Here is a 26,539-nt window from a genome sequence, read left to right as displayed (position 1 = left end):
ACTTATGTCATGATATTAACTACATTAGCTAAAACATGCTTTTTATCTAAGTGGAGTTGCTTTGCGGCAACGAAAAGTTCATCTATTTTTTTCCACTGACTTAGCAGAATTTCAACACCATTTACCTCTCTCTTTATGCTTTCTAAAATGAAGGCCTGAATTATATATGATGCTAGTTCTAGTTCGATTTCGCTATTAATTACTTTATTAATCATATTGGGATTCTTTAAATCATGAAGAAATTTATAAAAGCATTTGTATGCTTCATAAGCATCACTACTTATTGTATTTATTATCATTCCTGGCATTCCAGGAAATAAAGTAATCATTTCGTCAAACGTTTGATTATCAAATTTACATTGAGATGAAGCAACTTGCTTTGTTTCATCATAAGTTAATGGGAGTAAATTTAGCTGAAAGCACCTACACAAGATAGTGGGTTGTATATCATATGGCTTATGGCTAATTATAAATATCTTAGAATTTTTTGGCGGCTCTTCTAATATTTTCAATATTGCGTTTTTAGCGTTATTAGTCATTGCCTCTAAGCTATCTATTATAGCTATTTTGTGTTCTGATTGAATGGGACTTAAGTGTAGAAAGTTTTTCATTTCTCTGACTTTTTCTATTCCGATAGTATCACCTTCAACAATGTGTAAGTCCAATGCTACTTCATTATAGTTTTTTATGAGTAACCAATTGGAGAAGGATTTTGCAAGTGTTGCTTTTCCTATACCTTTTTTACCACAGATCAGCCAAGACTGAACAGATAAGTTGTTCATTATTTTTTTTTTGGCTTGGTTGTGGCCTATTACTTTTTTCATTCTTTCTCCTATAGATTTTAGTTTGAAAATGCGTTGTTTACTGTTTGTAATGAAATTGCACCTTCCCTTAAAACCTTAATCTTATCTTCGGTTAAGTCAATAATAGTAGATTCTATACCAGAAACTAGTTCGTCATCTTCAATCACTACAGATAAATGTTGCTTAATGGATTGTGGTATATCGTTTGCCTTACATACACTTTCTTTTCCTGAAATATTTGTACTAGTTGCAACTATTGGAACTTTCAGTTTGTTTAGTATTGAAATTGCAATAGGATGCTCAGGAATTCTGATACCTATACTATCTTTAAAGAATTCGTTTGGCAATATGTTGTTGTTTTTAAGTGGTAAAATATAGGTAATTGGTCCAGGAGAAAAGTGGTTTATTAAATCAATATATCTTTCCTTTACCTTTGCTATTTTTGTCAAATTGTAAATATCACTAACAAATATAGACAGTGGTTTATTTTGAGAGCGTTTCTTTATCTGATATATTTTTCCTATAGATTCATTATCTAGTACATTACAAGCAAGAGCATACACTGTTTCTGTTGGAAAACACACTAATAAATTGTTCTGTATTGCATTTATTATTTTAGATACCATATAGCTAAAAACTTATTCATAACAACTAGATCAGTTTTGTTGCACTGTATCTTATATAGTAACTGCTAGTTTTTGTAAACGTAATGCAACGCAGCTTACCATTTGTTATGCAGATTTGCTACAACCCAAACTCTTCATTGACTTTATCAATTATTGCCTGTGGTGGATCCTCTCCCCATCCTGAATACAAAATCTCTCCATAGTCTGCAACATCTATAGAGCCAGTTCTGCTTTTTGCTAGAAACATTTCTCTTTTCTCTTTATCAACTAATACATAATGCCACGCTGATTTTCCACGATCTTTACCACGGACTAAGTATATAAGATCTGACCTACTTCTTTTTGTTGCATCAGCAAAAGATCTTTCATTGACAGTTCTGCTTTTACTTTTTATGCCGCCACTTTCAGAAAAAGCTTCCTTGGATTCGGTTTTTTTGCCTGCTAATTCAGAAATTTTTCCTTTTTCCCCTAATGCCCGTTCTTTGGTGTTTTGAGACGAATACTTACTGGAAAAACCTTCCCCTGTACCGCCAGGAGTCCTGTTTGTGAAACGCTTAGTAAATGAATTATTGTCGTTGTTTTCTGCCATAAAAATCTCCAAACTTTAGATTGTAGAATCCAAACTTTTACTACACTTTATCATATGTTAATTAAATTAATATAAATGAAAAATAATATAGTAATTATTACAGGAATTACGGCCTCAGGTAAATCAGAATTATGCGATAACCTGATAGAAAAATATGGAAATATTAGTATAATAAATTGTGATTCAAAGCAGGTATATGAAGAAATTCCCATAATTACTGCTCAACCGCCAAAGCAAGAAGAATTTTATAAACTATATGGTTATGTTTCAGCAAAAGAAAATTATTCCGTGGGTCTATGGTTAGAGGATTTAGAAAAAGAAGTTAATCACGCATTAGAAAATGCTCAAATACCTATCATCACTGGAGGAAGTGGGCTCTATATTAGCAGTTTAATCAAAGGCTTATCATCAATGCCACAAATAAGTCAGGAAGTGAGGAAAAATGTAAGCGAATTAAGGAAAAATTTAAGTAAAGAGGAGTTTTACAAATTAGCGCTAAGCAAAGATCCAAGGATTCAAGGTAAAGTGTTCATGAATGACTCGCACCGCCTTTCAAGGGCACTTGAAGTTATCACTGAAACTGGCAAGTCAATTTTTGTATGGCAAGAGAATAGACAGCCTCCTTTATTCAATAATTTTAAGATATATACAATTCTGCCTAAACGTGAAGATGTATACCGAAAAATAAATTCTCGTTTCATTACAATGATTGAAAATGGAGCAATTGATGAAGTAAAAAAGCTACTTAGCATGAACCTAGCCCCACATTTGCCAGCTATGAAAGCACACGGAGTGCCAGAAATTATAAAGTACTTGAAAGGTGAGATTACTTTAGACGAAGCGATACAAATTGCTCAAACAAACACAAGACACTACGCGAAACGTCAGTATACCTGGTTTAAAAACCAATTTCTAAATGCTGAAGTGATTGATTGTGCAAACAAGCTCAAGATATTTTAATTCAGGCCGTGCTCATTACTATGAATAGGGGGTTCCATATTTTCCAGATGGTCGCTTACTTCTAGTGGATTGCCTAAACCATGCTCTATTTTTATTTTAAAAAATCCAAGCCTCTCGCAAAATTTCTGAAAACACTCTTTTATAACGTCAAACAAGTTTTTATCACCTATATTATAGTCCTTCAGTCTCTTAGGAACAGTAAGTGACAATTTACCATCTTCATATGTTACATTTTTATCACCTTGAGACTTAAGTGTGAATTCTAGCGAGCTATCCAATTTACATAATTCTTCTTCTGATTTTGCTAAAGTGCAAACTGCAATTTTTTCTTCAATTCTGATTGTTGCATGACTTGGATCACTACAATTAATATGTGTTGTATGACTAGAACCGAAAACTAACTCATATGCCATAGCTACATGAAAAAGAGGTTTATCTTCAGCGTATAATGCACCTACGTACCCTGCTTGATTACAATTGATAACCAGTTCTTCCAAAATAGAATCACTTGGAACTTGAGCTTCAGCATATTTAAATATTTCCTTAAAAACTTCTTTTGCAAACGCACGATAACTCTTATTTTCATCTTCTTCTTTCGGTAATAGGTTAGTATATCCTTTACCTATATTGTAGAATTTTTCAACTTCCTCTTTATACCGATCAGTTTCTTTATCATTAGAAACCTTCAGACCTTCGCAATACTTTTCCCAAAATTTGTCAAATTCTTCTTTATCTCTATTTATTAGTGCTTTAATCAAAATTGTGTCTATATTTTTCTTGTTAATAACAAAATTCATTCTGTCAAAATCCTCATACATCTGTTTACCAGAGTTCGCTGAGATATCCTTTTCATCAGCTCTTAACTTACTAAAATCAAACTTTTCTGCTTGAGCTCTTAGTGTAACTATTGGATTTTCCTTTTCTTCTGATATAGGGCTACTCATTATTAGTACCTCAATATAGACTACTGTATAATAATACATGAAAATGATTAATAAGTCAATAAAATACTTTATATAAACGCAAGTTCTATGACAGCAAATATAGTTAGGGGTATAGCATTTCTCATAATAGTCCGAACAGGTCATAGGAAGGCAGAATCAACAGCACGACGAAAGGATTCGAATAGAGGAATGTTTTTCCTGGCTCTGTTTTTTATAGCAAACCAATGATGCTCAATTTTGTTGAAATCTGGAGAATAAGGCGGCAGATACAAAATTTCTGCACCAACCCCTTTAGCAAGCTCGATAATCTTATCAGACTTATGAAAAGTAGCATTGTCAAGAATGACAGTCTGTCCAGGTTCCAAGATCGGTGTCAAAAATTGCTCAAACCATCCATTAAAAACATCCATATTACAGTGGCCTTCAAAGGTTAACGGAACAACTATCTTTCTTCCACTTAAGGCTGCAACCATACTGATTCGTTGAGTTTTCTTTCCAGATTTTAAGGCATAAAACCGCTGTCCTTTCTGGCAATATCCGTAGGGGTAGTCTTCGGTGTTATCAATGCCAGACTCATCTATATACACTAAGTTTTTAGGTTCTTTTGTCGCTATAATTTTCAAAAATTCAGCACGTTTTTCTTCGTTTCTTTCCTTGTATCCATATGTCTTTTTTTGCGCGTAAATCCAATTTTTTTAAGGGCTCGATAGATCGTTTGGATACTAACGTTGTTCCAAAGTTTAGCCATTTCCGATAGAGTCTTTCCTCCGTGTTCTCTGGCAAATTTGGCAAAGGTATCCCAGTCGGTAATTTTGTGATTGTAACCCCCATTTCCAAGTTTTTTTGATTGAAAGTCTCCTGTTTCTTTTCTTCTTTGCTGCCACTCCCATAAAGTAGTTCGTCCAATCTTAAATCTTGCTGCCACTGTTTCTCTGCTTTCTCCTTCGTCTAGCGCTTCCATTGCTTTTTTTCTTAAATCATAACTATATGCTGCTGGCATTCAACCTCCTTATCATCATCTACCCTTATCCTATCACATCCGGACTTTTATGGAAAGAGCTATAATATTCAGGTCTCATCTTGTAAATAATAGTGTAATAAGTTAGGAGAAAGTAAAGTGTTACCGAAAATACTGAGAAATTTTAACGTATTTGTTGATGGCCGGGGTTATGCAGGAAAAATAGATGAAATAACCTTGCCAAAACTTACCATAAAAACAGATGAATATAGAGCTGGTGGTATGGATATTCCAATAAATATTGACATGGGCATGGAGAAATTAGAAGCAGACTTTACTTTTTCTGAATACGATACAGAGCTCTTTCGGCTATTTGGGTTGATAAATGGAAATTCGGTATCTTTGACGCTCAGAGGTGGAATGCAAGGTAGTGGAAGTAATGATATTGAAGCAGTAATAATCAATTTAAGAGGCATTTTTAAAGAATTTGACTTTGGTAACTGGAAACCTGCTGAAAAAGCAACTCTCAAATGCACTGTAGCTGCCCATTACTATAAACTTACTATCGGTGGTAATGAATTAATAGAAATCGATGCTGAAAATATGATTAGAAAGATAAATGGTGTTGATCAGATGGCCTTTCTACAAACGGTTTTAGGGATTTGATATGGTTGATAAAATTAAACAAAAATGCTAAAATATAAAGCATATATTTTGAACGCTTTTTTTATTGAAAAGTTTAGAAAAACATTATAAAATAATCATAGTGGTGGATTTTAGTAAAGTATATGGCAAATCTTGGAACTAATGTAGCTCTTAGCAAAGAAACTTCACAGCATCTTGCTGAACTGGCCAAGCTCACTAAGCAGCCTGCTCAAGAACTGGCAGAAAGGTTAATCAGGGAAGCAATTGAGCTTGAAGAGGAGGACATTTTATTATCTGCAGTTGCTGATGAGTATGATATTGAAGGTGCAAAAAAGACTAAAAGTGAGGACGTAGATTGGGATACACTATTATCTTCCTAGACAGTGCTCTCGAAAGAGATCTCCCAAGTCTTCCGAAAACAGTAAGATCAAGGGTTATAAGTGCAATAAAAGAGCGGCTTACAGTTGATCCTATTAATCTTGGTGAAGTGCTACACCATAGTCTTAAGGGATGCAGAAGACTAAGGGTTGGTGATTACCGTACTATATATCATGTCAACACTGCAAAATATGAAGTAACCATAGTTACAATAGGACATAGAGATACAATTTACGAGAAGGCTAGAAAGATACTGCGTAGACATTAAATATATTTTAACTTTTTTATTGAAAAAATTTAGAAAAATGGACTTCAATAAAGCACAAGCGTAATAGAACCACAATCATAATAAAAAAATTAGTTATGTAAAAGCCAAGCAGACTTTTATTTAATTAACTTTTTAAGGAGAAATATGCAAGCTATAACACTTAATAACCCAATAACAGTTGATGGTATTTCTGTCTCAGAACTTACCATTAGACGTCCAAAAGTTAGAGATTATCTAGCTATTGAGAGACTTAATGGTAGTGATCTGAGTAAGGAAGTAACTTTGACTGCCAATCTGACATTAGTTGCAAAAGAAGCGATTGAAGAGTTAGATATTGCAGACTATGTGAAAGTGCAAGAAGTATTAAAAGATTTTTTTTCACCAATTATCCAAAAGACTTGAGGTCAGAAGTAATCACGCTTAGTTCTATTATTGGTAGTGGAATTGAGCCTTTACTTGAAATGGAAATTAATGAATTTATCCTATGGAATGAAGCAGCGAAATGTCAACGTTATCTATAAAAATCGGAGCAATCTTGGATGGCAGTTTCAGTACTGTAATAAAGGGAAGTAGTAGTCAACTTACTCGTCTTGGTGAGAATATAAGAAAGCTTGATTCATCTTTAAAATCAGTATCAAAGTTTAAGCAGTTGGGTAGTGATGTTTTGACTAGCAGGAGATCATGGAAGGGCTTTGAAGATCAAGTAAAATCTTTAGCTAAACAAATGAAAGCGATAGAGAAACCGAGCAAAACTTTAAAAGCTGAGTTTGATAAAGCTAAGTTTTCTGCAACAAAAGCAAAAGAGGCATACTTAAGAAAGAGAGATGCCTTGCATTCATTCAATGAAGAAGTAAGGAAAAGTGGAAGAAATATTAAGTCATTAGTAAGTGATCAATATAAACTTGGTTCTTCTATTGAAGTACTAAAAGGTAAGTATGGTAAGCTTGGATCTGCAATACGTAGTCACCAAAATGTTTTAGCAAGTAAAGCACATTTTAAGTTACAAATTATAGAGACTATTGGACTAGGGCTAACGCTTGCAGCTCCAGTTAAAGTTGCGATTGACTTTGAAAGTGCTATGGCTGATGTTACAAAAGTGGTAGATTTTAAAAAAGGAACGGATGAAGCAACTAAATTTGCCAAGAAGTTGAAAGAGATGTCACATACTATACCATTATCAGCGGCAGAACTGGCACAAATAGCTGCAAGCGGTGGTCAACTTGGTATCAAGAAAGAAGATCTTTTTATGTTTACAGAAACAGTGGCAAAAATGTCTACAGCATTTGATATGTCTGCAGAGCAAGCAGGTGATTCTATAGCTAAACTCTCTAACGTTTATGGAATTGATGTTAGTAGAATGGAACATGTTGGTAATGTGATCAACCACTTATCAGATAACACTGCTGCTAAAGCAAGAGATATGGTTGAAGCTCTAGCAATAGTTGGTGGTACTGCAAAGCAGTTTGGTTTGGATATCGAGAAAACAAGTAGTTTAGCAAATGCTTTCATTAGCTTAGGTAAAACACCTGAAAAAGCTGCAACTGCTATAAATGCTCTACTTAGTAAACTTCAGACTGCTGAAGAACAAGGAGGGGATTTTAAAGCAGCATTAGAGCAAATGGGAATAACTGCAGAAGAAATAGTACAAAGAATAAGCGAAAACGGCGAAGAAGCGTTACTCTACTTTTTTCAAACTCTAAAGAAAATGGATAACCAGGAACGTTCTACAGTCCTTATGAAACTTTTCGGTCAGGAATATCAAGATGATATTGCATTATTAGCTGGAAGTTTTAATAAATACGAAGATGCAATAAAGTTATTGGCTAATACAGAAAAGTATGGAAGCTCTCTGCAAAAAGAATTTAAAAATCGTGCAGACACTACAGCCAATAAATTACGACTTCTTCGAAATTCAATAGCTGAAGTTGGTATGAATCTGGGTTCAGTAATGCTGCCTACTTTAAAATCTATAGCCGAATTTTTACAAGAAAAAACTAGGAGCATAGCTTTATTTGCAGAAAAATATCCAACCTTAACTACAGCAATCATGGGAACTATAGCAGCTTTAATAAGTTTGAAAATCTTAGTAGTGGGCTTAGGTTATGGATTTACTTTTTTAGCAAGTACAGTTCTCGGTTTAAGGACAAAAATAATTGCAACATTTTCATTTTTATCAGCTACAGTTTTTCCTGCAGTAATAACAGGACTAAGAGCAGTAACGCTCGCTGTAATGAGTAACCCAGTTGGACTTTTAATAGCAAGTCTTATCACTGGTGCAGCTCTTGTTATCACTAACTGGCAAAAGGTAAAAGACTTTTTCTCTAGCTTTTGGAAATCACTCATTAAACCTATAGGGAAAGCTTTTTCATGGATAGGAGATACAGTTAGTAGCATATTTGCTGAAAATAGTCCACTGAAAGAATTTGAAAAAAGAAAAAGTATTGTTACTGAAATAAAAGCAGTACATACTCCCCTAAAGAGTAATATTCTCAATAGTGGAAATCCTTTGCTAGGTAACAGTATAATTAAAGAATTTTCCAATAGAAATCAGAATAGCTTTAGAAGCAAAAGCCTTATTGAGGAGAAAAAGTCCACAGAAAACGATAAGATACTTGCTGACTTTGCAAGGAGTAAATTTGAAAATAAAGAACAAAATAAAACTCAGAACATCACTAATAATTACACTATCAGCATTAAAGCAGAGCCAAATCAAGATATCCGTAGCCTTGCAGATGAAGTAATAAAAAGGATAAGAGAAAAGTCACGTGATGTTTTATTTGATACGGTAGAGACATTTTATTGATGTTATCTCTTGGTCCGTATAAATTTGCTCCTACAAGTTTAAAGTATAACAGAGAAAATCGTTGGAGCACGATTGAGTGTATTGAAAATACGCCACTATTACAAAATATCGGCCAAGATATAGAAAATATAGATTTAGAAGGAACGATTCATCTGCATAATCTCAACGGGCTAAATCAACTAAAGAATATGAAAGAAGCTGAAAAACCACATGTTTTAGTAGATAGTTTAGGTAATATTTTAGGACAATTTGTAATTACTAGGTTAGAAGAAAAGCAGATGTATTTTTTACCTAATGGACTACCAAGAAAAGTTGAGTTTAGTTTGAGTTTGAAGAGCTATAGATGACTATATATTACTTAACCAAAGAAGGAGAAATGCTAGATCTGATTTGCTGGAAACATTACGGATTTACGGATGGAGTAGTGGAATTAGCACTAGCAGAGAACTTAGGTTTGGCAGAATATGGAAGCTTTTTGCCAGCAGGATTAAAGATAAAGCTTTCTGCTATTCAGAAAACAGTACAAAAGTCAAAATTAAAGGTGTGGGAATAAATGCAGCCAGATTTTGTAATAGATAAATGTGAATCAATTAGAGATAGAGTTATATCGTTACGCCTTACCGATGAATCTGGAACTATAGATGATATAGTTGAAGTACATGTTGATTACAGAGATGAAAACTTAAATGTTCCGAATGAATTAAATATCGCTCTGGGTTACAGAGAAACTGGAGTAGTACCTATGGGTATATATACAGTTAATGAAATTACGGTGCAGAGTCCACCTAAAACCTTACTAATAAAGGCTCATGCAACAAATTTAAGACTATCATTAAAGGAGAAAGTATCAAAAGAATGGCATCAAATTACTCTGGGTAACTTGGTTAAGGAAATAGCAGAAAAGCACGGATATGGATGCAGAGTTGCAGAAGAATTTGCAAGTGTGTTGATTCCACATATTAACCAAATAGAAGAAAGTGATATAAGTCTGTTAACAAAGATCGCAACAGAGCGTGAAGCAATGGCAAAGCTAGCTGGCGGATATATACTTTTTATTCCAAAAGGCAAAGCAAAATCGGCAACTGGAAAAGCTTTAGGAACAACAGCTATTAGACCTCAAGACACGATAAATTGGAAAGTGCATTTTACCGTAAGCAGGTACAACTCAGTGATTGCAAAATGGCATAGCTATGAAAAAGGTGCAACTATATCAGAAACAGTTGGCTCTGGTAGTCCAAGTTATATTATACAAACGCTTTATTCGAATGCAGAATCAGCACTAAGTGCAGCAAATGCTAAAATTAAACAACTCAAGCGAAATAATGCAGTGTTGGATATCACTATGCCTGGTAATCCAGAACTATTTGCAGAGGCGAAACTTAGCTTATTAGAATTTCATCAAGATATAGACGGTGAATGGATAATTGACAGAGCAGAACATTTGTTAGATGGTTCAGGTTATCGCACTGCATTATCAGCATCTATCAGTAAATGTTAAACGAAAATCAGTAAAATAAATATTCAATGTTAAGAAAAGTGTTAAACATGAGCAAGAAATAAGCTACACTTTTGGTGGTTTATAGCAACAGTAGTATATTACCTATTGCTATACGAAAGCAAAAGCGACAGACAATTATAAAACAATACTGCGGATTGCATCTGAAAATTGTAACTTAGAGACTGTAAAATTTTCAGCAAATAATCTATTAGATATTAATACACAGATTCCCGAATTAACAGCATTACATTATGCATCTGGTGCAGGATGTTTGGAGATTGTTAAATTTTTAATAGAAAAAGGAGTTGATATAAACACAGAAAAATATGAAAGATGGACAGCATTACATGCAGCTTCATACAAAGGTAACCTAGAGATAATTAAATTTTTGTTAGAAAAAGGCGCAAACCCTAACATTAGAGACACAGATGGAAAAAACCCAAGAGATGTAGCTGTACTAAGATCGCGGCATAATAAAGATAAACCATACGATGAAATTATACACTTGCTCTATAATGCTGAAAAGAAACACGAGTCTGATCGGTAATATTTCGTAACTGGAAACGAGAAGTAGTTGAAAGTTTTTTATTACACAGTTAGGAGAAACATGCAGAATCAAAAGATTCCAATCACAGTAATAGTAACGATGGTAATACAGACCATAGCAACAATTTGGTGGCTTGCCAAGCTGGATTTACGGGTTCACATTCATGATAAATTTATAGAGCAGAACAACGGATTGACCGTTACGGTATATCGTCTGGAAGAACGGGTAAAAAATCTTTCTGAGGAACTTGATGAGTTTAAATTACAAGTCTTAAGCGGGAAAATTAAATCTTAACATCTTTATCTAAATTTTCATTTCACAATGACTAAATATATTTTATCCGTTGACGGCGGAGGCATAAGAGGAATAATACCAGCCATAATACTAGCAGAAATAGAAAAAAGATCAAGAAAAAAGGTAGCAGAAATCTTTGATCTTATGGCAGGGACCTCAACCGGTGGAATTGTTGTAGCAGGATTATGTAAAAAAGATAAACAAGGAAACCCTCAATATTCAGCCAATGATTTAGTTGAGCTTTACCAAAAGTATGGACCATATATTTTCAAGTCTTCATTTTTTAGGCGATCAATATTATCTTGGTTTAACTGTGCACAATACCCATATAAAAATATTGAATTTGTATTGGACAAATATTTTGGTGATGATACTCTACAAAACACTTTAAATAATGTACTGCTTACCAGTTACGACATTCAGAATAATTGCCCATTTTTCTTTAAAAGCTGGAAAGAAGGTACTATTAAGCTGAAAGATGCACTCAGAGCTGCAACGGCTGCACCTACTTATTTCATACCAAAACATCTAAAAATTGACCAGATAGATAGAGTATTAGTGGATGGCGGGGTGTTTGCCAATAATCCTGCGGCTTGTGCATATGCAAGTGGTAAGAAATTGTTTCCAAATGATGAGATTATACTGTTATCACTAGGTACTGGTAGAACAGATAGAAGCATAGCTAATTCAAGGAGATTTGGAAAAATAGGATGGATCAAGCCACTACTGAATGTGATGTTTTCTTCAAGTTTAGATGCAGTAAACTATCAACTTAATCAAGTTATAGCTGATAAATATATACGCATACAATCGCAACTAAAAATAGCATCACCTGACATGGATAATATTACATCAAAAAATATCAAATCTCTTCAGCAGGAGGCAAATGCAATGATAGAAGGTAATCAAAAAGTAATCGATAAATTTTGCGATATCGTATCTTAATTTACATAAAAATGCCAAGCAAACTAAAAAAATTATACCACAAAGCAAAGAAAGGTTTAAAAAACATAGTTTCGTCCGAAAAACATACTAAGGGCCAAGAAGCTAAAACTTCAAACGATAAGCCAAAACCGCTACATGAGCAACCTCTAAAGTTGATGGAGAAGACCTCTAAAGTAAAAAAAGATAAAAAAGGAATAAAAGAAAAAATAAAAAGCTTTAAAATAAAACCCGTAGAAAAAGAGCTGAAAAAGGGTAACATATTCAAAAAAGGCTTCAAAAAGCTAAAAGGGAAAATAAAAAGCCTAAACCCCATAAAGTCCAAGAAAAACAAGATAATCGGGAGCAAAAGACTAGCATTTTTACTAACATCTGCTACAATCGTGGCAATTTTACCAACATTCAGTTTAGCTCCCTTGCCAGCATTAGCGGTAACTTCTGCATGTGTTTTCAGTATTAATTTTATAGCTGTGAAGACGTTAAAGAAAGTTATCAAACAACGCAAATTAGCAGTAAGATCCGAAGATGAGCCAGAAAAACTAGAAGAGGTATCTGTTGAACAAGCGAAATCTAAGCAAATTTTCAGAGATGGTAAATAGATTTATTAAATAAACAATTACTTTTGCTTATATCTTAATATATTATTTCTGAGTACCTCTGTTTTTAATCCAGAATTCAAGTTGTTACTTCATCACTCACTCAACTCATCAACAGTTAGACCACTTGCTCGCACAATAATCTCAATCGCAATACCTGCCTTAACTAGATCTTTTGCAATCTTGATTTTCTCTGCTTTTTTAACTTTTTCCTTGCCGCTTTTCATATCTTCAGATAGAGATTTGACTAATGCATCTAATGATTCTTGTTCTCTGTACTCATCCATTAAACTCAATAGCTTTTTGCTTTCTCTTGTTTTAGGCAGTAGAACTTTAATATTCACTGATAATGCTCTTGCTATTTCATATAATTTATCAAATGAGATGGCAGTATATCCTTTTTCATATTCGTGTATTTCCTTGAGCGTTAAATCAATTTTATCCGCCAAATCTTTTTGAGTATATCTTCTTATCAATCTCCATTCTCTTATTCTTTGCCCTATTCTGTAATATATAGAATCAGTGTAAATTTCTTGTTCTGTATCATTATACTCGTAAATAGATAAGCCGGTTGCTTGGGAAATTATGTCAACTGAAACTCCTTCTTTTACTAGATTTTTTGCTATTTCCAACTTTGCTTCTTCCTGATTAATTTTTTCGCTAATATGAACAAACCTGACTAATGAAGGTACTATTTTGCCTAACTTTTGACTCTCGTATATTTTTGTTAGATAGAGTATTTCTTCGTCTTCATCTTCATGCTCTCTTACTGTTATTGGTTTAGGTAATAGATCTACAGCATCAACTGATAATACTCTTGCTATTATATATAGTACTTCAATTGGAATAACGATATATCCCTGTTCATAGCTGTTTACTTCTTGATATGCTAGCCCGATCTTACTTGCCAACTCTGCTTGAGTACACCTTTGCATTAATCTACACTCTTCTATTTTTTGCCCTATTTTGTAGCTTATAGGACTAACATTACTTGCAGAAATAAACATATATACCTCCATTTAAGAAAAAACTTTATTGCTATAATTTTTTTACGAGCTATCCATCTAAAACCATATCAATAGATAAACCTACCGCTTGCAAAATAATATCAATAGAAATTCCCCCTTTTACTAGATCCTTTGCAACTTTAATCCTTTCTATCTCTCTCACTTTCTCCTCACAAATACGTATTCCCTCAAACAGAGATTTTATTAGTGCATTACGTAGTTCTTGGCTCTCAATTTCTTTGTATTCTTTAATCAAATCAAGCAGCTCATTTTCCACTGTACTACCTTCATCTTTCTCTATTAGTAGATCTGTAATATTAATCGATAACGCTTCTGCCATTTCATATAATTTATCAAGTGGAACAGCAGTCCTTCCTTGTTCATAGTTGCTTATTTCATGACGTGTTGTATTCATTTTCTCTGCTAAATCTTTTTGAGTATACTCTCTCACTAGCCTCCATTCTTTTATCTTCTTTCCTATTTTGTAGTAGATAGAACCTGTTTTTTCTTCAATACATTCATCAGCAGAGAGGCCAATTGCTTGTGAAACAATATCAACAGAAATTCCTGCTTTAACCAGACCATTTGCAATTTTTATTTTTTCCGATTTTCTACTACTTTTCTCACTAACTTGAACAAATTTGGTTAATAAACAAAACATCCTACGTAACTCTTGATCATTAATCTTTTTATATTTCCTTACTAAATCTAATATTTCCTCTCCCTCATCTTCAAAACAGATTTTTTCATTTGATACAGGAATAAGATCCTTAATATTAATTGATAATACCTCTGCCATAGCGTATAACTTCCCAATTGAAATTTTTCGTGTTCCTTTTTCATATTGTAGTACTATTTGATACGTTACTCCGATTTTTCCCGCTAAATCTCTTTGAGTATATCCTCGCTTTAACCTCCAGTTTCTTACTTTTTGTGCTATTTGGTATCTTAGAGAGATAGTAGTAGTATGCTTTGCCATACAGAAATAAATATTATACAGGTTAACATAAATCAAAATTGTTGAACATTTCTTCAAAATTGTGTATAATTATTAATGTTTTCTAGGTTAACCCGTCATGGCTCTTTCGAAGTTTCTCGATCCAAAAAATGATATATCGTTCAAGCGCATCTTTGGCACTGAAAAAAATAAAGATATCCTTATTCACTTTCTTAATGATATTCTTGGCTTCACTGGCAAAAGTGCAATACAGGATATAGAGTTTTTAAGTACTATTCAAGACCCTGATATTGCTTCTAAAAAACAAAGCATTGTTGATGTTCTTTGTAGGGATGAAAATGGGCTGCAAGTCATAGTCGAAATGCAGGTCGCTAAAACTAAGGGCTTTGAAAAACGTGCTCAATACTATGCTGCTAAAGCCTATTCAAGACAGGCTGACAAAGGCGATCAATATCATGACCTTAAGGAAATTATCTTTATTGCTATAGCAGATTGTATTTTATTTCCTGATAAGTCTGAGTATAAATCAAAGCACACTATTCGCGATGAAGACACTAATGAACACGATCTTAAAGATTTTTATTTTATATTTATTGAGTTGCCTAAATTTCCAAAAACCAAAGAAGATCAGCTTTCAAGTATAGTTGAAAAATGGGTCTACTTCTTTAGATATGCAGATGAAACTAGTGAAGAAGAGCTAGAGAGAATAATAGGAAGTGATCTAATAATTAAAAGAGCGTATGAAGAATTAAATAGATTTAACTGGTCAGAAAAAGAATTCATTGCCTATGAACAAGAAATCAAGCGTATTCGTGATGAACAGGCTGTCCTCGCTCAAAAACTTGATGATGCTACTGAAAAAGGTAGAGAAGAAGGCATCCTTATCGGACATGAAAAAGGCAGAAAAGCAGAGAAAATTGAGGTCGCAAAGAATCTACTAAAAGCAGGTGTTTCTATTGATATTATAGCTCAAACTACTGGTCTTACAGTTAACGAAGTCAAAGACTTAATCTGATTTTATCTTTTGACACCTAGATGAACATCTTTGTACTAGATGAAAACCCAGTAATTGCAGCACGAATGTTATGCGATAAGCACATAGTGAAAATGCCATTAGAAACTGCTCAATTACTTAGTAGTGTTTTTTCAATCGCATTAAAAGCGCCAAATCCTTTTGTCAGTATCACAAACCAAAATATAGAAGTTCCATATAAACTTACTCACAAAAACCACCCTTGTTCTCTATGGGCTAGACACTCAAAAGGAAACTTTAATTGGTTGATAGGATATGGAAAAGAATTATGTAAAGAGTACACCTGGCGATATAAAAGAACGCATAAATCTGAAGAAGTTATAGATTGGTGTGATAATAATAAGGATTTGCTAATTTTTCAATCAGCTGATATACAAGCTTTTACACAAGCGTTACCTGATCGATATAAATGTAGTAATCCAATAGAAGCCTATAGAGAGTATTACTTAAAAGAAAAGATGAAGTTTGCCAAGTGGGAAAAAGGCAGAGAAGCACCAGATTGGTTGCTAGACAGAATGCTATAGTCTGATCAGTCATAAATAGAGAAGCTATCCAAATCGGCCATGAAAAAGGCAGGGAGGAAGGCATCCAAATTGGGGAAGAGCAAGGTAGAAAAGAAAGAGAAATTGAAGTTGCAAAAAACCTACTTAAAGCAGGTGTATCTGTTGAATTAATAGCTGAGTCTACCGGTCTTCCTAAAGCTGAAATTTCAAAACCTAAGGAAAAAGCCTAAGAGCCTGTTCATAATCTTTTCAGAAGTAAGGCAGTGAAAGCCAGAACGACCATTTGTAGGCTAGTATTGAGTTTTCGCTCACAATTTTTCCACAATCTTCTACATTTTTCTAACCAAGCAAAAGATCGCTCCACAACCCATCTTTTGGGCAATACAACAAAGGAATGTAATTCATTTCTTTTTATCACTTCAACGGTTGCACCAATAATCGTTTTTATTTGAGTTGCAAAATTCTCTCCAGTATAGCCTGCATCAACCAGTACATTTTTAACTCCCGAGAGGTTTTCTTTTGCATTTTCGACCATTCTCACAGCACTGCTACGGTCAGTTATCTCTGCTGTTGTTATATAAATTGCATGCTTGCGTATCTACTTCAATATGGCGTTTTATTCCTGAAATCTTTTTGCCTGCATCATAGCCTTTTTCTTCAGCAGTATCTGCATTTTTTACACTCTGTGCATCAATTATGCAGAAGCTGGTTTTTTCTTTCCGACCATTGTTTTGTCGGACCACGCCAACTATTTTTTTTTAACACCAGCTCCAGAACACTTTCTTTATCTGCATCTGGTTTTTCACTCCACTTCTTAAAATAGTCGTAACAATTGCGCCATTTTGGAAACTCTTTTGGTAGCATTCTCCACTGACAACCACTTTTCAGAACGTATAACACTCCACAAAATACATCATACAAATCAAGTTTTCTTGGTTTTGTTTTTTTTCTACAGGACTCTAGATCTGGTAACATAATCTCAAATCTTTCCCGACTTATATCACTTGGGTATAAACTCCTCATATATCCTAACTTATATACATTATCTCTTAGTTTATTCCTTTCTTGAGATCATGTACAGGTTCTAAGTACTGTAACTCCCTTAGAGCTCTTTTCAACTTATTATACTTCTTTATCCATTAGTCTAATATATTAAAGCCTACATCTAACTCTTCCGCTATTCTCGCTATGGCCTATTTGATTTTCTCACTAATTCTACGCATCAGTTAAGCGCAAAATAGATGATATTTAAATATAAAAAATATTTTTCATAAAATTTTTCTTGTCCTTGATAATTTTAGTGTTGCTATTTGATTCTAACTTTTGCATAATGCAGTAAATATTTCTATATGGAGGATACAATGCCAAGATGGACAGATCGCCATGCTACAATACTTAAGAAATTGCAGAATATCATTAAACATCCAGATTCTAATATTGCTGCCGGAAGGCGTTTAGCTATTGAAAAATGGGTAAAAACCTACACTAGAGAGGTAGAATATCTAAAAGATGATGAATTACAGTTCTTATATAACGTATTTCGTGATGAGAATTGTTGGTCAAGTGCAAGGTTAAACACTGCTACTCTAGGAAGAATGTTAACTGAAGAAGAAATAGATGAAGTAAAGAATCCACTTTGCAGATACAATATGGCTTGTAGGTACTGTATGACAGATAAAATTCATCCACTATTTCAGAAGCAACTTGAGTCTTACAAAAGTGGCTTCTCTTCCGAAGAAGTAGATGATAATGGCAGGCCTGCAACTAACAACCGCAAATATGTCAGAAATGAATTGTTAAATGCTATGAATAGTGAAGATCCTGTACTTAGCTTTTGGATTGATAAAAAATCTGGAGAATTTAAAAAGCATGATAATGCAGTAGAGGGTTTTAATAAAGCTGTGGAATTCAAGTGGAGTGAAGGAGTAGAATACTTCTATCGTCGTATAAATCAGGAAGGAAAGGAAAAGATTGATAACCTGATGGTTAAAGCTGTTGCTAATTTATCTGCTATTCAAGCTAACCATAATGTTGCTACCGTTTTAGATTTTCTTCTGCATGAAATAATCACTGATCCAATAAAGCATAAATTATTACTTGAGTTATCAAATAAAGGCAAAGGAGTTATGTATCAACCTCTTAACACATTAATACAGTGCGGGTTCGTTGATACAGTTCAATATGTAGTAAAGCACTTGTCTCAGGAAAAAGTTTTAGTGTCTGAGGAGAAGAAAATACTTTCACATTGTGGTTACGCGTTTCTCCTTTCCTCGCTTTCAAATTTGATGTTAGAAGATCCTGAAATAGATATTCAAATTAAGGCAAGAATGATTATTGTGAATCTTTGGAAATGCGATCTTTTTGATGAGCATAAAAAAGCTGTGGTTAAATTTTCCAAGAACATAGATCCGATAACAGATGTGCTTGCAGGGTTAATTGTTGATTGGCAACGTGATAATAGCAGTAGTAACGTTGTAAAGAAGCGTGAAATACTGGAAATTTTGCAATTTGTCAAAGATTTTTGTTCAGATAAGGATTTTAAATTATTTAAAGATGGTATCACTAATGATCTAAAAACGGTTTATGTGTCAGGTATGAAAGATGGCATCGACTATAGCAAGTTAGCAGAGGGGTTATTTTCTCAGCTAGGGAAGTCTGTGCATTTGTCTCCTGAAGGTAGTGGTTTCAGTGATCCACAGACCGTGTTAGAAAGTGCTGGTGTTAGTGGTGTGGCTAGTCGTAGTTATAATTAGGAGTGTTTATGCGAAATAATGATGAAGATACTGAATTAATTCAAGATTTGTTAAATGGAGATTGTGATGAGCTAAATAGAAAAGTTGGACTTTTTTTAGACCAGTGTCCATCTTTTTTACACTCGGTTGGTAGGAGTCGTTTTTTTCCTGCATTCTTCTTCGGTATGTTTGCTACTGCATTTGATTCTGGTATTATAGATTTTGACCCTGATATTGCAAATGGTGAAAGAATTTACTTTCGTTTTGATAATTATGATAATGGGAAAGGAAATCTAAAAATTGCTGTTCTAACTAATGACGTAGATGAAGATGGCATGAGAATAGTAAGATGCTACACTATTGCTGATAATGAGAACAGTCCTGGATCAAGATTCAGTGAAGAAGAAAGGCTATGGATAGAAGAAAATCAGCTACAGCACTTACAGGAAGATCTGGCTTGGGAAGAATATAAAATATTTCAGCGGGGAGAAGAGTGTGTATTTTTTCCTCAAGGAAGAGATTTTAATGGAAATCATGCATCTCCCATCGATAATTTTAGAGAAATTGCTCCAATCATGCAGCAAGGCAACTTATTAGATCGAGCAAATGGGTTAGCAAATAATAACAGTCAAGAAGTAAGAAGAGACATTAGAAGAATTTTACAATACATCGTCAATGTCTACGATGCATATCGCCAAGAATTGAATTTTGATAGTGAGTCTGACGATCATGGTTTTTTATCCGGATTTTTAGTAAATTTTAGGTACCGCGCTATGGCTGATATCTACCTAGAATTACTTATAGGAAGAGGATATGCAGATATTACTTTGCTTGTGCGTGGTCAGGAAAAATTAAATAATTCAGTTCCCATTATAATTGAGCTCAAAGCAGGTCAAGAACACGCTGGACAAGCGTTGGAACAAGCTAGGGGTTATGTTAGAAACTGTCCCATTTCATCTGTATCTGCTCATACTTCGTCAAGAAATGCTGTTTGTGTAGGGCTAAACTTTAACCATAATGCTCAACGTCTGCAGCTTGATGCAGAACACTTTTTAGAGCAAGAACCTTCTTTGATAAAAAGATTACTTAATCCTACTGAGAGAGAGGTTGCAAGAGATGTAGAAAACTATTTATTATATCCAGCCTCTTGCACACGTGCAGTACCTGGTTCTAGCCCATTTTCCTACACATCTAGGTTTGCGTTTGCAAGTATTGCATTTGAAAAAGGTACTGCTCGGATAGGGAGAGATTTGGTAAGAGTAACAAAATATCTATTCAATTACCATAATGATGATAGAATGCTAGGCCAGCAAGGACAAAGAATTGCAAGAATAAATGTTCGAGAGAGAGCTTTGACCATGGTTCTGTTTGCACTAAGTATTAACTCACTAGTTGTGCTTAACATCCGTCAAATATTGCGTCACCAATTTCCAGTAATGGCCTTAGATCTATTACGTCCACATTGGCAAGGTGCTAGAGTGCGTGAAGTATTGTGTGAAATGATTGATGATAATCCTCAAGTAAACGTTATTTTAACACCATTTCAGTCACCTGATGATTATTCAAGAAATTATCTTGGGCATTTCCAAGGTGATCTTTTACGAATAGGTGGTGTTGGACAAGTACACAGAGCTGCAAGTGTAATGATGAATACCGGCTGGCAAGATGTCAATAGGCATACGGAATTATTTCAGGAAATTTCTAATGTGTTGTTTCCGTTAAGGCAAGCATTGGTAACGAGTGAAGCTGAATTTCAAGCTGTATTACATGGGTTATTTTATACTCTTGGCAATCCTGCTAGAGTAATTATTGAGTTTCAATTAGAAAGAGGGGGAAGAATAGATCTAGTGTTGTCAAGATTTGTGGAAAGAGATGATACTCATCCAATTGGGATAGAGCTAAAATTTGCTAGAACTGCAGGGCAGATACGACAAAAAAGTGCAGAAGCGAATCGACAATTACAACGATATACACAATGTGGAGGATGCGAACGTATTACTGATGGAGATCAAATGGTTTTATCATATGCTGTATTCAATAACGGTGCGCGAGGACCAGATACTCTAATATCGGTTAGGGATGTTCTTAACGTAAGAGATAACTTAGGACAGTTTTATAGATGATCTTTTACCAATGGAAGTGCTCAGGGTTTGGATGTGCTTATAGTGAAACATACATATTAAGTCCAGAGAGTGTAGGTAAGGTTGAAGGGAGAAAAATAAGATTCTTGAAGAATAGGGCTTATTTTATATCTTCTTAAGCTAAAGCCAGCCTTATCAGGTCAAATAAATTTACTGACAAAAAAGATTTGCCTAATTTAGTATCTATTAGCAACTTGGTAGAAAGTGGTCACATAGGCAAAGTTGTAAGGCTAAGATAGGTTAAATATAATATAATTTGTCTAGTTTTTAGTACTTTATGCAAAAAGATGAAAAATTGAACAGGTATCTATTTTTACTATAGACTTGCCTCAATTTTTCTTTCTCATATCAAATGAATTAATATTAATCTAGTAATATATTTTACTAAAAATTTAAATAAAACAACTATTTCCAGTGGTTAAAATCAAGGAACGTGAGAAGAAGTTTTTTTGGGATGAGTTGGACTACCAAATGATACGTGTGAACTTTTTAATATAGTAACTTTACTATACGCTAAAATTAGCTATATTAGCTTGCTTTCGCTAAATCCACATATGAACTGTTTTGCCTAATTTTGTTGCAAAGACTTCAAACTTCTATTTTTGCAATCCTATTTTTACGTAACGTGTTCTCAAAAATATACGATGTTTTTTATGTTTTTTGAGAAAGTCAATAATTCAATTCTTTATAACACTAACTAGCATGGTACTTTCACTAAAATATTTTTTAAAAAAGTTATTGACTTAACGTTATGTATCGTATATAATATATCATGTTTAAAGGGGGTGAGTATGGGTAGATTTACTGGGATGGTAGAATCAGAACTATATGATATTGAATATGAATCCATTATAGAATATCTATCATCTAAAGAGCATTTATTAAATGAACTGATGAATGATATGTTGTACTCAGGGGATTTACCATTAGTTAGGAATTATAATGAGCTACCATCTTTAATGGATAGTAAAGTTGGAATGAGAGAACAGATTTGTACTTGGTTTGCTTCTGAGTATGATCTTACTCCAAGTCAAAAAAAATTAAATAAAGAGTTACTTAATACCCTAAAATGTTTAACTTCTTACTATAGCTCATTTGATAATACTGAACCTCTTGAAAAGTTTTTACATGACAATAAAAATAATAAAGATTTAAAAGTAATTCTTAACCTCAAAAGAGGAGAATCTAAGTCAATAGTACTACATGCAGTTGCAGGGGGAAAGATTGATGAATACCGCTCCCTAGGAAATCGAGCTATAGATCTACTTTTAGATGCAGGTGCAGATCCTAACATGCAAAATAATAAGGGCAAAACTCCATTATACCTTGCTACTGCCAGGGGTCATTATGATAATGCAAACTCTCTCCTCTTGAAAGGAGCTAACCCTAACATAACAAATAGAAAGGGCAAAACGCCACAACAAATAGCAACTAATAATAATAGGCCCTGCTATCATATGGAAGAATTATTTCTAACTGATAAACAGAAAAAGTTGACCAAAGAATTGTATGACTTACTTGTGCTCAATTCAGACTGCATTAAAAATTTAAAGGACTTTTTAAGTAAGTATGAAGGAGATTCAGACCTAAAAGTGGTGCTAAATATTTGGCAAGGAATGAAAGTACTTTTACATATTGAAGATCTTTCTTGGGACCCTGAAGATGAAAATTCTGTGAAACAGTTAAAAAAGATGGTTCTAGAAGCAGGAGCATTAGGTTCTAGTATAAATATCAATCGCCCTAAGCAAAAGAAAGGACAAGCCAGTACCTTACTTGTTAAATTAACTTCAAGTCAAAAGGAAAAGTTACGTGAGTTTTCTGATAAGGTATTTCAAGCTAAAAACATGGTTGAGCTTGAAGAGATTGTAAATGATGCTATAAAGTCTGGTATACGTTTAAATTATTCTTCTTCACAAGATTTCTTTTTAGGTAATGAGTACACTTTTACCGATTATGTGATAAAAAAGATCAGTGAGTTAGAAAAGAATCCTAAAGTTGCTAGTAGTATAATATGTCAATTAGTATCAAAAGGAGCAGTTTTTGGTAATACAGTTGATGTTAATATGATTAACACGGTGATATCAGAATTTACAGAGCATAGAACTAACATGAAAAAGGCATATGCAGATTATATTAGAAATGCTCACAAGTTTATTGAAGCCGCAAAAAGTGCAACCAGTAGCGAGTTGAAAGATGCAAGAATAGACAACTCTGTTTTTTACTTAGAATATTTTCAAGGTAGTAAAATAGACATTGCAAAGATAACAGATAAGACAAGGGATTTAGGGTTAGTTCAAGGAGAAATAGAATACGGAAGAGATATAATAAAGATCGGTAAAAGTGAAGTAGAAATTATAACGGAAAATGGTATAAGGAATTACACAGACCTTGCGGATAATAGTGATATAGTATTAACTTTCTATATTAGTGAGGGAGAATTAGAGGTTAGATTATATCCTGATATGCGAAATAAAGACCTAATAAGGGTAGAGGTGAACAATCAAGGTCTGCTGGAGCGATTAAAAAATTGTAACGAAAAAATAGGCAAGAATTGCTTACTTGGCGGGTTACCAGTTAATCAAGCCATAGAACAAGGGTTTTTTGTCAGGTCTGGAAAATTGATGCGTTCTGAAGCAATGAGTCAATCTAATGGACAGAAAAAAGGGAGTTGGTGTGAAAGAATAAGCAGAGCCTCAAACTCAGAACAAACAACAAGCCGTGCTATGGGGTAAAATGGGTGGTGCTATCAGGTTAATGGCTTAAGAGATGTTCTAAAGAAATTATCTTGACGCTTATGGTCCTTCAAGCATTCCACTAGCTTCAAGATTGTGTAGGCCAGTCGCTTGGCATATTACATTGGTAGAAACACCTACTTCAAGTAGATTCTTTGCCACTTCTGTTTCTCCTATTTTTTTACCCTTTTCTTTATCAATCTGTATTCTTTTAGATACTGACATAATTAATGAATAAAATTTATCACGTATTTCTTCATCTTCAATTTTATTATACTCTCTCACTAAATCTAATACTCCATTTTCTCCTTCTCTATCCTCATTACTTCTTTCAATTTCAACATTGCCTTTTTCTATTAGTTCACTAATTTTCGGTAGTAGAGTTTTAGCGTGCGTTGACAATTTACCTGCCATGTTAAGTAGTTTTCTTATTGTCATGATATGGGTTCCTTGCTCATAGCGTCGTATTTGACCACCTGTTAAACCGACTTCATTTCCTAAATCCTCCTGAGAACGTCCTCTTGCTAGCCTCCAGTCTTTCATATTTTCCCCTGTTTTATAGGCTATAAAATTAACTATCTCTGTTTTATTATGTTTCTCAAGTTCATCTTTAGACAAGCCTGTTGTTTGGAGCATACGCGTCAAGTTAAGGAAATAAAGGTATGAAAGAGATAGAATAATAAGGTATAAGTTCTCCCAGATATACTTTTAGTGAGAGAACCAATGAATAAAATAACTTGCTTATCAAAAAAGCTCAAAGAATTTTTTAATGAAAAAGCAGAGAAAATCTCAATTACAACAAGGTTTATAAAAAGAAAGAGAAAGCTAAAAGGTTCATCATTCGTAAAAGCCATGGTCTTGGGTAATATAGGAGTTGATAATTGTAGCGTAGAAACAATGTGTCAATTACTAAACGAGGACTCGATAGATATAACAAAACAAGGTTTGGATTTTAGATTTACTGAAGAAGCAGTGGAATTTATGAAAAGGATGTATAATGAATCTGTGGTTCTCTTTAAAAATATCTTGCAAGTTGATTGCAAAATCTTACAGCAATTTAATAGTGTTAAATTATTGGACAGTAGCTATATTACTCTACCTAACAGTATGGAAGAGATGTATAAAGGTTATGGTACTAGCTACAGTGGCTATGAAAGCAATACTAAGTCTGGAATAAAGTTACAATTAGTTTTCGATTACATGAATCAGATAATAGACCAACTTAATTTAACGGAGGGAATAAGATCAGACCAGGGATATAGGAAACATTTAAGTAATATATCAAGCAATGATTTGCTAATATCTGATCTCGGTTATTTTGTGCCAAGTTCTTTTAAACAAATCAATGAAATAGGAGCTTATTTCATAAGTCGTTATAAATCCGATACCAACGTATATGATGTAGAAACAAATCAAAAAATGGAGTTATTAGAATGTTTAGAGGATAAGTTATTTTTAGAAAACGAGGTATTGTTAGGAAAAGAAGCAAAAATTAGAGTAAGAATTATATGTCAGAAACTAACTGAAGAACAGTCTATAGCCAGAAGAAGGAAAGCTAATAGATTAGCAAGATCGCAGGGATATACATCCTCTAAAAGAAATCAAAAATTGTTGAACTGGTCAATATTTATAACTAATGTTCCAGAAAATAAAATTAGTGCTGAGCAAGTATTAACGATTTACAGAGTAAGGTGGCAAATTGAGTTATTATTTAAATTGTATAAAAGCCATATCAGACTTGATAAGCTAAAAGGAAAGCCATGCAGAGTATTATGTGAACTATATGCTAAATTGTGCGCAATTCTTATATTTCACGGCATAGTTGGTTGCACAGAAGTGAAAAAGAATACAGAACTTAGCTTAACAAAGGCATTTATTGAGCTAAAAAGACGGGTTAGAGAGTTATTTTTAGTATTAACCAAGATTAATAGTTTAAAAGTATTTCTTAAAAAACTCACTATAACTTGGTCGCGATTTTCATTAAAAGACAAACGTAGAAGGGCTAGAGTATCCACTTTAACCTCTCTAAATTTGCTCACAATCTCTTAACTTGACGCGTATGGTTGTTTGGAGGATGACATCAACAGAAATACCCGCTTTAAGTAGATTCTTTGCTACTTTAATCTTTCCTGCTTCTCTACCCTCTTCTTCTCCCATCTGGATAGATTTATTTAATGCAGAGGCTATCTTACATAATTCCTGATTCCTAAATTTTTTACATTCTCTAACTAGATTTAATGTTTTTTCTACCTCACCTTTCTCTGCCGCCGTCGATTCAGGCAGTAGTTTTGCCATATCAATCATTAGTTCCACTACTATCATACAGAATATAATGATTGAAATCGGATTTTCCCCTCGCTCATATCTGGACATTTGCTTCTCTAATACTCCGACTTTACTTCCTAGACCTGCCTGAGTACGTCTTTGCTTTTCCCTCTCATATTTTAATTTTTTCCCTACTTCGTAGTCTGTTAACTTTGTGTCAGTAGTCATGTCTCTTTAATATACCTTGAGACACATATATACTCTTTAATCTAAGATTTTATTAAAGCTACCTTGCACTACCGTAAGAGAGTAAGACT

General features: G+C 33.8%; 27 protein-coding genes and 3 pseudogenes. 20 read left to right on the top strand and 10 right to left on the bottom strand.

The window, feature by feature from the left end; translation table 11 throughout:
- Nucleotides 1–2 precede the first annotated feature (2 nt).
- The 3 genes from AAGD84_RS06120 to AAGD84_RS06110 form a co-directional block, all read right to left on the bottom strand.
- Complete coding sequence (locus AAGD84_RS06120; RefSeq protein ID WP_264722917.1) at nt 3–824, bottom strand: AAA family ATPase; 822 nt, start codon at nt 822–824, stop codon at nt 3–5.
- Nucleotides 825–841: 17 nt separating this feature from the next.
- Nucleotides 842–1,429: an L-threonylcarbamoyladenylate synthase gene (locus tag AAGD84_RS06115; RefSeq protein WP_264722916.1), complete on the bottom strand. Its 588-nt coding sequence runs from the start codon at nt 1,427–1,429 to the stop codon at nt 842–844.
- A gap of 118 nt (nt 1,430–1,547) precedes the next feature.
- A complete protein-coding gene (locus AAGD84_RS06110) occupies nt 1,548–2,018 on the bottom strand; it encodes a hypothetical protein (protein ID WP_010082479.1) in 471 nt (156 codons plus the stop codon).
- Between the two features lie 75 nt (nt 2,019–2,093).
- Here AAGD84_RS06110 and miaA point away from each other — a divergent pair, with 75 nt between their 5' ends.
- Entirely contained in the window at nt 2,094–2,978 is an 885-nt protein-coding gene (miaA, locus tag AAGD84_RS06105; RefSeq protein WP_264722915.1) for a tRNA (adenosine(37)-N6)-dimethylallyltransferase MiaA, read from the top strand.
- On the opposite strand, the gene AAGD84_RS06100 is transcribed toward miaA, so the two are convergent.
- On the bottom strand, nt 2,975–3,922 hold the full coding sequence (locus AAGD84_RS06100) for a hypothetical protein (protein ID WP_264722914.1): 948 nt from the start codon (nt 3,920–3,922) through the stop codon (nt 2,975–2,977). The genes miaA and AAGD84_RS06100 overlap by 4 nt on opposite strands.
- 140 nt (nt 3,923–4,062) lie before the next feature.
- A protein-coding gene (locus AAGD84_RS06095) for an IS630 family transposase (protein ID WP_264705388.1) occupies nt 4,063–4,922 on the bottom strand; the annotation gives its coding sequence in 2 pieces (ribosomal slippage) (nt 4,063–4,598 and nt 4,598–4,922; 861 coding nt in all).
- Between the two features lie 117 nt (nt 4,923–5,039).
- On the opposite strand from AAGD84_RS06095, the gene AAGD84_RS06090 reads away from it, so the two are divergent.
- The 12 genes and pseudogenes from AAGD84_RS06090 to AAGD84_RS06035 all read left to right on the top strand — a co-directional run bounded on the left by AAGD84_RS06090 (nt 5,040) and on the right by AAGD84_RS06035 (nt 12,854).
- Complete coding sequence (locus AAGD84_RS06090; RefSeq protein ID WP_065095398.1) at nt 5,040–5,546, top strand: phage major tail tube protein; 507 nt, start codon at nt 5,040–5,042, stop codon at nt 5,544–5,546.
- A gap of 122 nt (nt 5,547–5,668) precedes the next feature.
- Nucleotides 5,669–5,905 carry a hypothetical protein gene (locus tag AAGD84_RS06085; protein ID WP_065095399.1) on the top strand — a complete coding sequence of 79 codons (237 nt, stop codon included), beginning with the start codon at nt 5,669–5,671 and terminating at the stop codon, nt 5,903–5,905.
- Complete coding sequence (locus tag AAGD84_RS06080) at nt 5,881–6,171, top strand: type II toxin-antitoxin system RelE family toxin (RefSeq protein WP_065095400.1); 291 nt, start codon at nt 5,881–5,883, stop codon at nt 6,169–6,171. The genes AAGD84_RS06085 and AAGD84_RS06080 overlap by 25 nt, the downstream gene beginning before the upstream one ends.
- A gap of 144 nt (nt 6,172–6,315) precedes the next feature.
- On the top strand, nt 6,316–6,573 hold the full coding sequence (locus AAGD84_RS06075; RefSeq protein ID WP_065095401.1) for a phage tail assembly protein: 258 nt from the start codon (nt 6,316–6,318) through the stop codon (nt 6,571–6,573).
- A gap of 100 nt (nt 6,574–6,673) precedes the next feature.
- On the top strand, nt 6,674–8,974 hold the full coding sequence (locus AAGD84_RS06070; protein WP_065095402.1) for a phage tail tape measure protein: 2,301 nt from the start codon (nt 6,674–6,676) through the stop codon (nt 8,972–8,974).
- The gene (locus AAGD84_RS06065; protein WP_065095495.1) at nt 8,974–9,321 is read left to right on the top strand and encodes a phage tail protein; all 348 of its coding nucleotides are present in this window, start codon (nt 8,974–8,976) and stop codon (nt 9,319–9,321) included. Before AAGD84_RS06070 ends, AAGD84_RS06065 begins: the two co-directional genes overlap by 1 nt.
- Nucleotides 9,318–9,527, top strand: coding sequence for a tail protein X (locus AAGD84_RS06060; RefSeq protein WP_065095422.1), 210 nt, complete (start codon nt 9,318–9,320; stop codon nt 9,525–9,527). Before AAGD84_RS06065 ends, AAGD84_RS06060 begins: the two co-directional genes overlap by 4 nt.
- The gene (locus tag AAGD84_RS06055; RefSeq protein WP_065095423.1) at nt 9,528–10,472 is read left to right on the top strand and encodes a contractile injection system protein, VgrG/Pvc8 family; all 945 of its coding nucleotides are present in this window, start codon (nt 9,528–9,530) and stop codon (nt 10,470–10,472) included.
- An 81-nt stretch (nt 10,473–10,553) separates the two neighbouring features.
- Nucleotides 10,554–11,019: pseudogene (locus AAGD84_RS06050) on the top strand (ankyrin repeat domain-containing protein).
- A 60-nt stretch (nt 11,020–11,079) separates the two neighbouring features.
- Nucleotides 11,080–11,313: a hypothetical protein gene (locus AAGD84_RS06045; protein WP_065095424.1), complete on the top strand. Its 234-nt coding sequence runs from the start codon at nt 11,080–11,082 to the stop codon at nt 11,311–11,313.
- Nucleotides 11,314–11,340: 27 nt separating this feature from the next.
- Nucleotides 11,341–12,258 (top strand): patatin-like phospholipase family protein, encoded by a 918-nt coding sequence (locus AAGD84_RS06040; protein ID WP_065095425.1) that lies wholly within the window; start codon nt 11,341–11,343, stop codon nt 12,256–12,258.
- An 11-nt stretch (nt 12,259–12,269) separates the two neighbouring features.
- Nucleotides 12,270–12,854: a hypothetical protein gene (locus AAGD84_RS06035; RefSeq protein ID WP_065095426.1), complete on the top strand. Its 585-nt coding sequence runs from the start codon at nt 12,270–12,272 to the stop codon at nt 12,852–12,854.
- A gap of 92 nt (nt 12,855–12,946) precedes the next feature.
- Here the strand turns inward: AAGD84_RS06035 and AAGD84_RS06030 are convergent, their stop codons facing one another.
- Together AAGD84_RS06030 and AAGD84_RS06025 are read right to left on the bottom strand one after the other, a co-directional pair.
- Complete coding sequence (locus tag AAGD84_RS06030) at nt 12,947–13,858, bottom strand: helix-turn-helix domain-containing protein (protein ID WP_065095427.1); 912 nt, start codon at nt 13,856–13,858, stop codon at nt 12,947–12,949.
- 49 nt (nt 13,859–13,907) lie between these two features.
- A complete protein-coding gene (locus tag AAGD84_RS06025) occupies nt 13,908–14,837 on the bottom strand; it encodes a helix-turn-helix domain-containing protein (protein WP_065095428.1) in 930 nt (309 codons plus the stop codon).
- A gap of 97 nt (nt 14,838–14,934) precedes the next feature.
- Between AAGD84_RS06025 and AAGD84_RS06020 the strand changes: the two genes are divergently transcribed.
- The 3 genes and pseudogenes from AAGD84_RS06020 to AAGD84_RS06010 form a co-directional block, all read left to right on the top strand.
- Entirely contained in the window at nt 14,935–15,831 is an 897-nt protein-coding gene (locus AAGD84_RS06020; protein ID WP_264328549.1) for an Rpn family recombination-promoting nuclease/putative transposase, read from the top strand.
- Between the two features lie 20 nt (nt 15,832–15,851).
- Nucleotides 15,852–16,373: a pyrimidine dimer DNA glycosylase/endonuclease V gene (locus AAGD84_RS06015; RefSeq protein WP_065095448.1), complete on the top strand. Its 522-nt coding sequence runs from the start codon at nt 15,852–15,854 to the stop codon at nt 16,371–16,373.
- A 20-nt stretch (nt 16,374–16,393) separates the two neighbouring features.
- Nucleotides 16,394–16,582, top strand: a pseudogene (locus tag AAGD84_RS06010) (transposase); the annotation flags it as partial.
- A gap of 8 nt (nt 16,583–16,590) precedes the next feature.
- Here the strand turns inward: AAGD84_RS06010 and AAGD84_RS06005 are convergent.
- A pseudogene (locus AAGD84_RS06005) lies at nt 16,591–17,375 on the bottom strand (IS5 family transposase).
- A 326-nt stretch (nt 17,376–17,701) separates the two neighbouring features.
- Here AAGD84_RS06005 and AAGD84_RS06000 point away from each other — a divergent pair.
- The 3 genes from AAGD84_RS06000 (at nt 17,702) to AAGD84_RS05990 (ending at nt 23,957) form a co-directional block, all read left to right on the top strand.
- The gene (locus AAGD84_RS06000; protein ID WP_265017731.1) at nt 17,702–19,105 is read left to right on the top strand and encodes a hypothetical protein; all 1,404 of its coding nucleotides are present in this window, start codon (nt 17,702–17,704) and stop codon (nt 19,103–19,105) included.
- A gap of 8 nt (nt 19,106–19,113) precedes the next feature.
- Complete coding sequence (locus tag AAGD84_RS05995) at nt 19,114–21,207, top strand: hypothetical protein (RefSeq protein WP_264328547.1); 2,094 nt, start codon at nt 19,114–19,116, stop codon at nt 21,205–21,207.
- 809 nt (nt 21,208–22,016) lie between these two features.
- Nucleotides 22,017–23,957 (top strand): ankyrin repeat domain-containing protein, encoded by a 1,941-nt coding sequence (locus AAGD84_RS05990; protein ID WP_341817953.1) that lies wholly within the window; start codon nt 22,017–22,019, stop codon nt 23,955–23,957.
- Nucleotides 23,958–24,017: 60 nt separating this feature from the next.
- On the opposite strand, the gene AAGD84_RS05985 is transcribed toward AAGD84_RS05990, so the two are convergent.
- The gene (locus tag AAGD84_RS05985; RefSeq protein WP_341817952.1) at nt 24,018–24,593 is read right to left on the bottom strand and encodes a helix-turn-helix transcriptional regulator; all 576 of its coding nucleotides are present in this window, start codon (nt 24,591–24,593) and stop codon (nt 24,018–24,020) included.
- Nucleotides 24,594–24,680: 87 nt separating this feature from the next.
- Here AAGD84_RS05985 and AAGD84_RS05980 point away from each other — a divergent pair, with 87 nt between their 5' ends.
- Nucleotides 24,681–26,006 (top strand): IS4 family transposase, encoded by a 1,326-nt coding sequence (locus tag AAGD84_RS05980; protein WP_341817859.1) that lies wholly within the window; start codon nt 24,681–24,683, stop codon nt 26,004–26,006.
- Here the strand turns inward: AAGD84_RS05980 and AAGD84_RS05975 are convergent.
- On the bottom strand, nt 25,983–26,450 hold the full coding sequence (locus tag AAGD84_RS05975) for a helix-turn-helix transcriptional regulator (RefSeq protein ID WP_341817951.1): 468 nt from the start codon (nt 26,448–26,450) through the stop codon (nt 25,983–25,985). The two genes, AAGD84_RS05980 and AAGD84_RS05975, sit on opposite strands and share 24 nt — an antisense overlap.
- Between the last annotated feature and the right edge of the window lie 89 nt (nt 26,451–26,539).

It is taken from the genome of Wolbachia endosymbiont (group A) of Andrena fulva (assembly GCF_964026815.1).
GTDB classification, from domain to species: domain Bacteria; phylum Pseudomonadota; class Alphaproteobacteria; order Rickettsiales; family Anaplasmataceae; genus Wolbachia; species Wolbachia pipientis.
The sequence above is the reverse complement of the archived record's forward strand: the minus strand, read 5'-3'. Positions and strand labels throughout refer to the sequence as shown.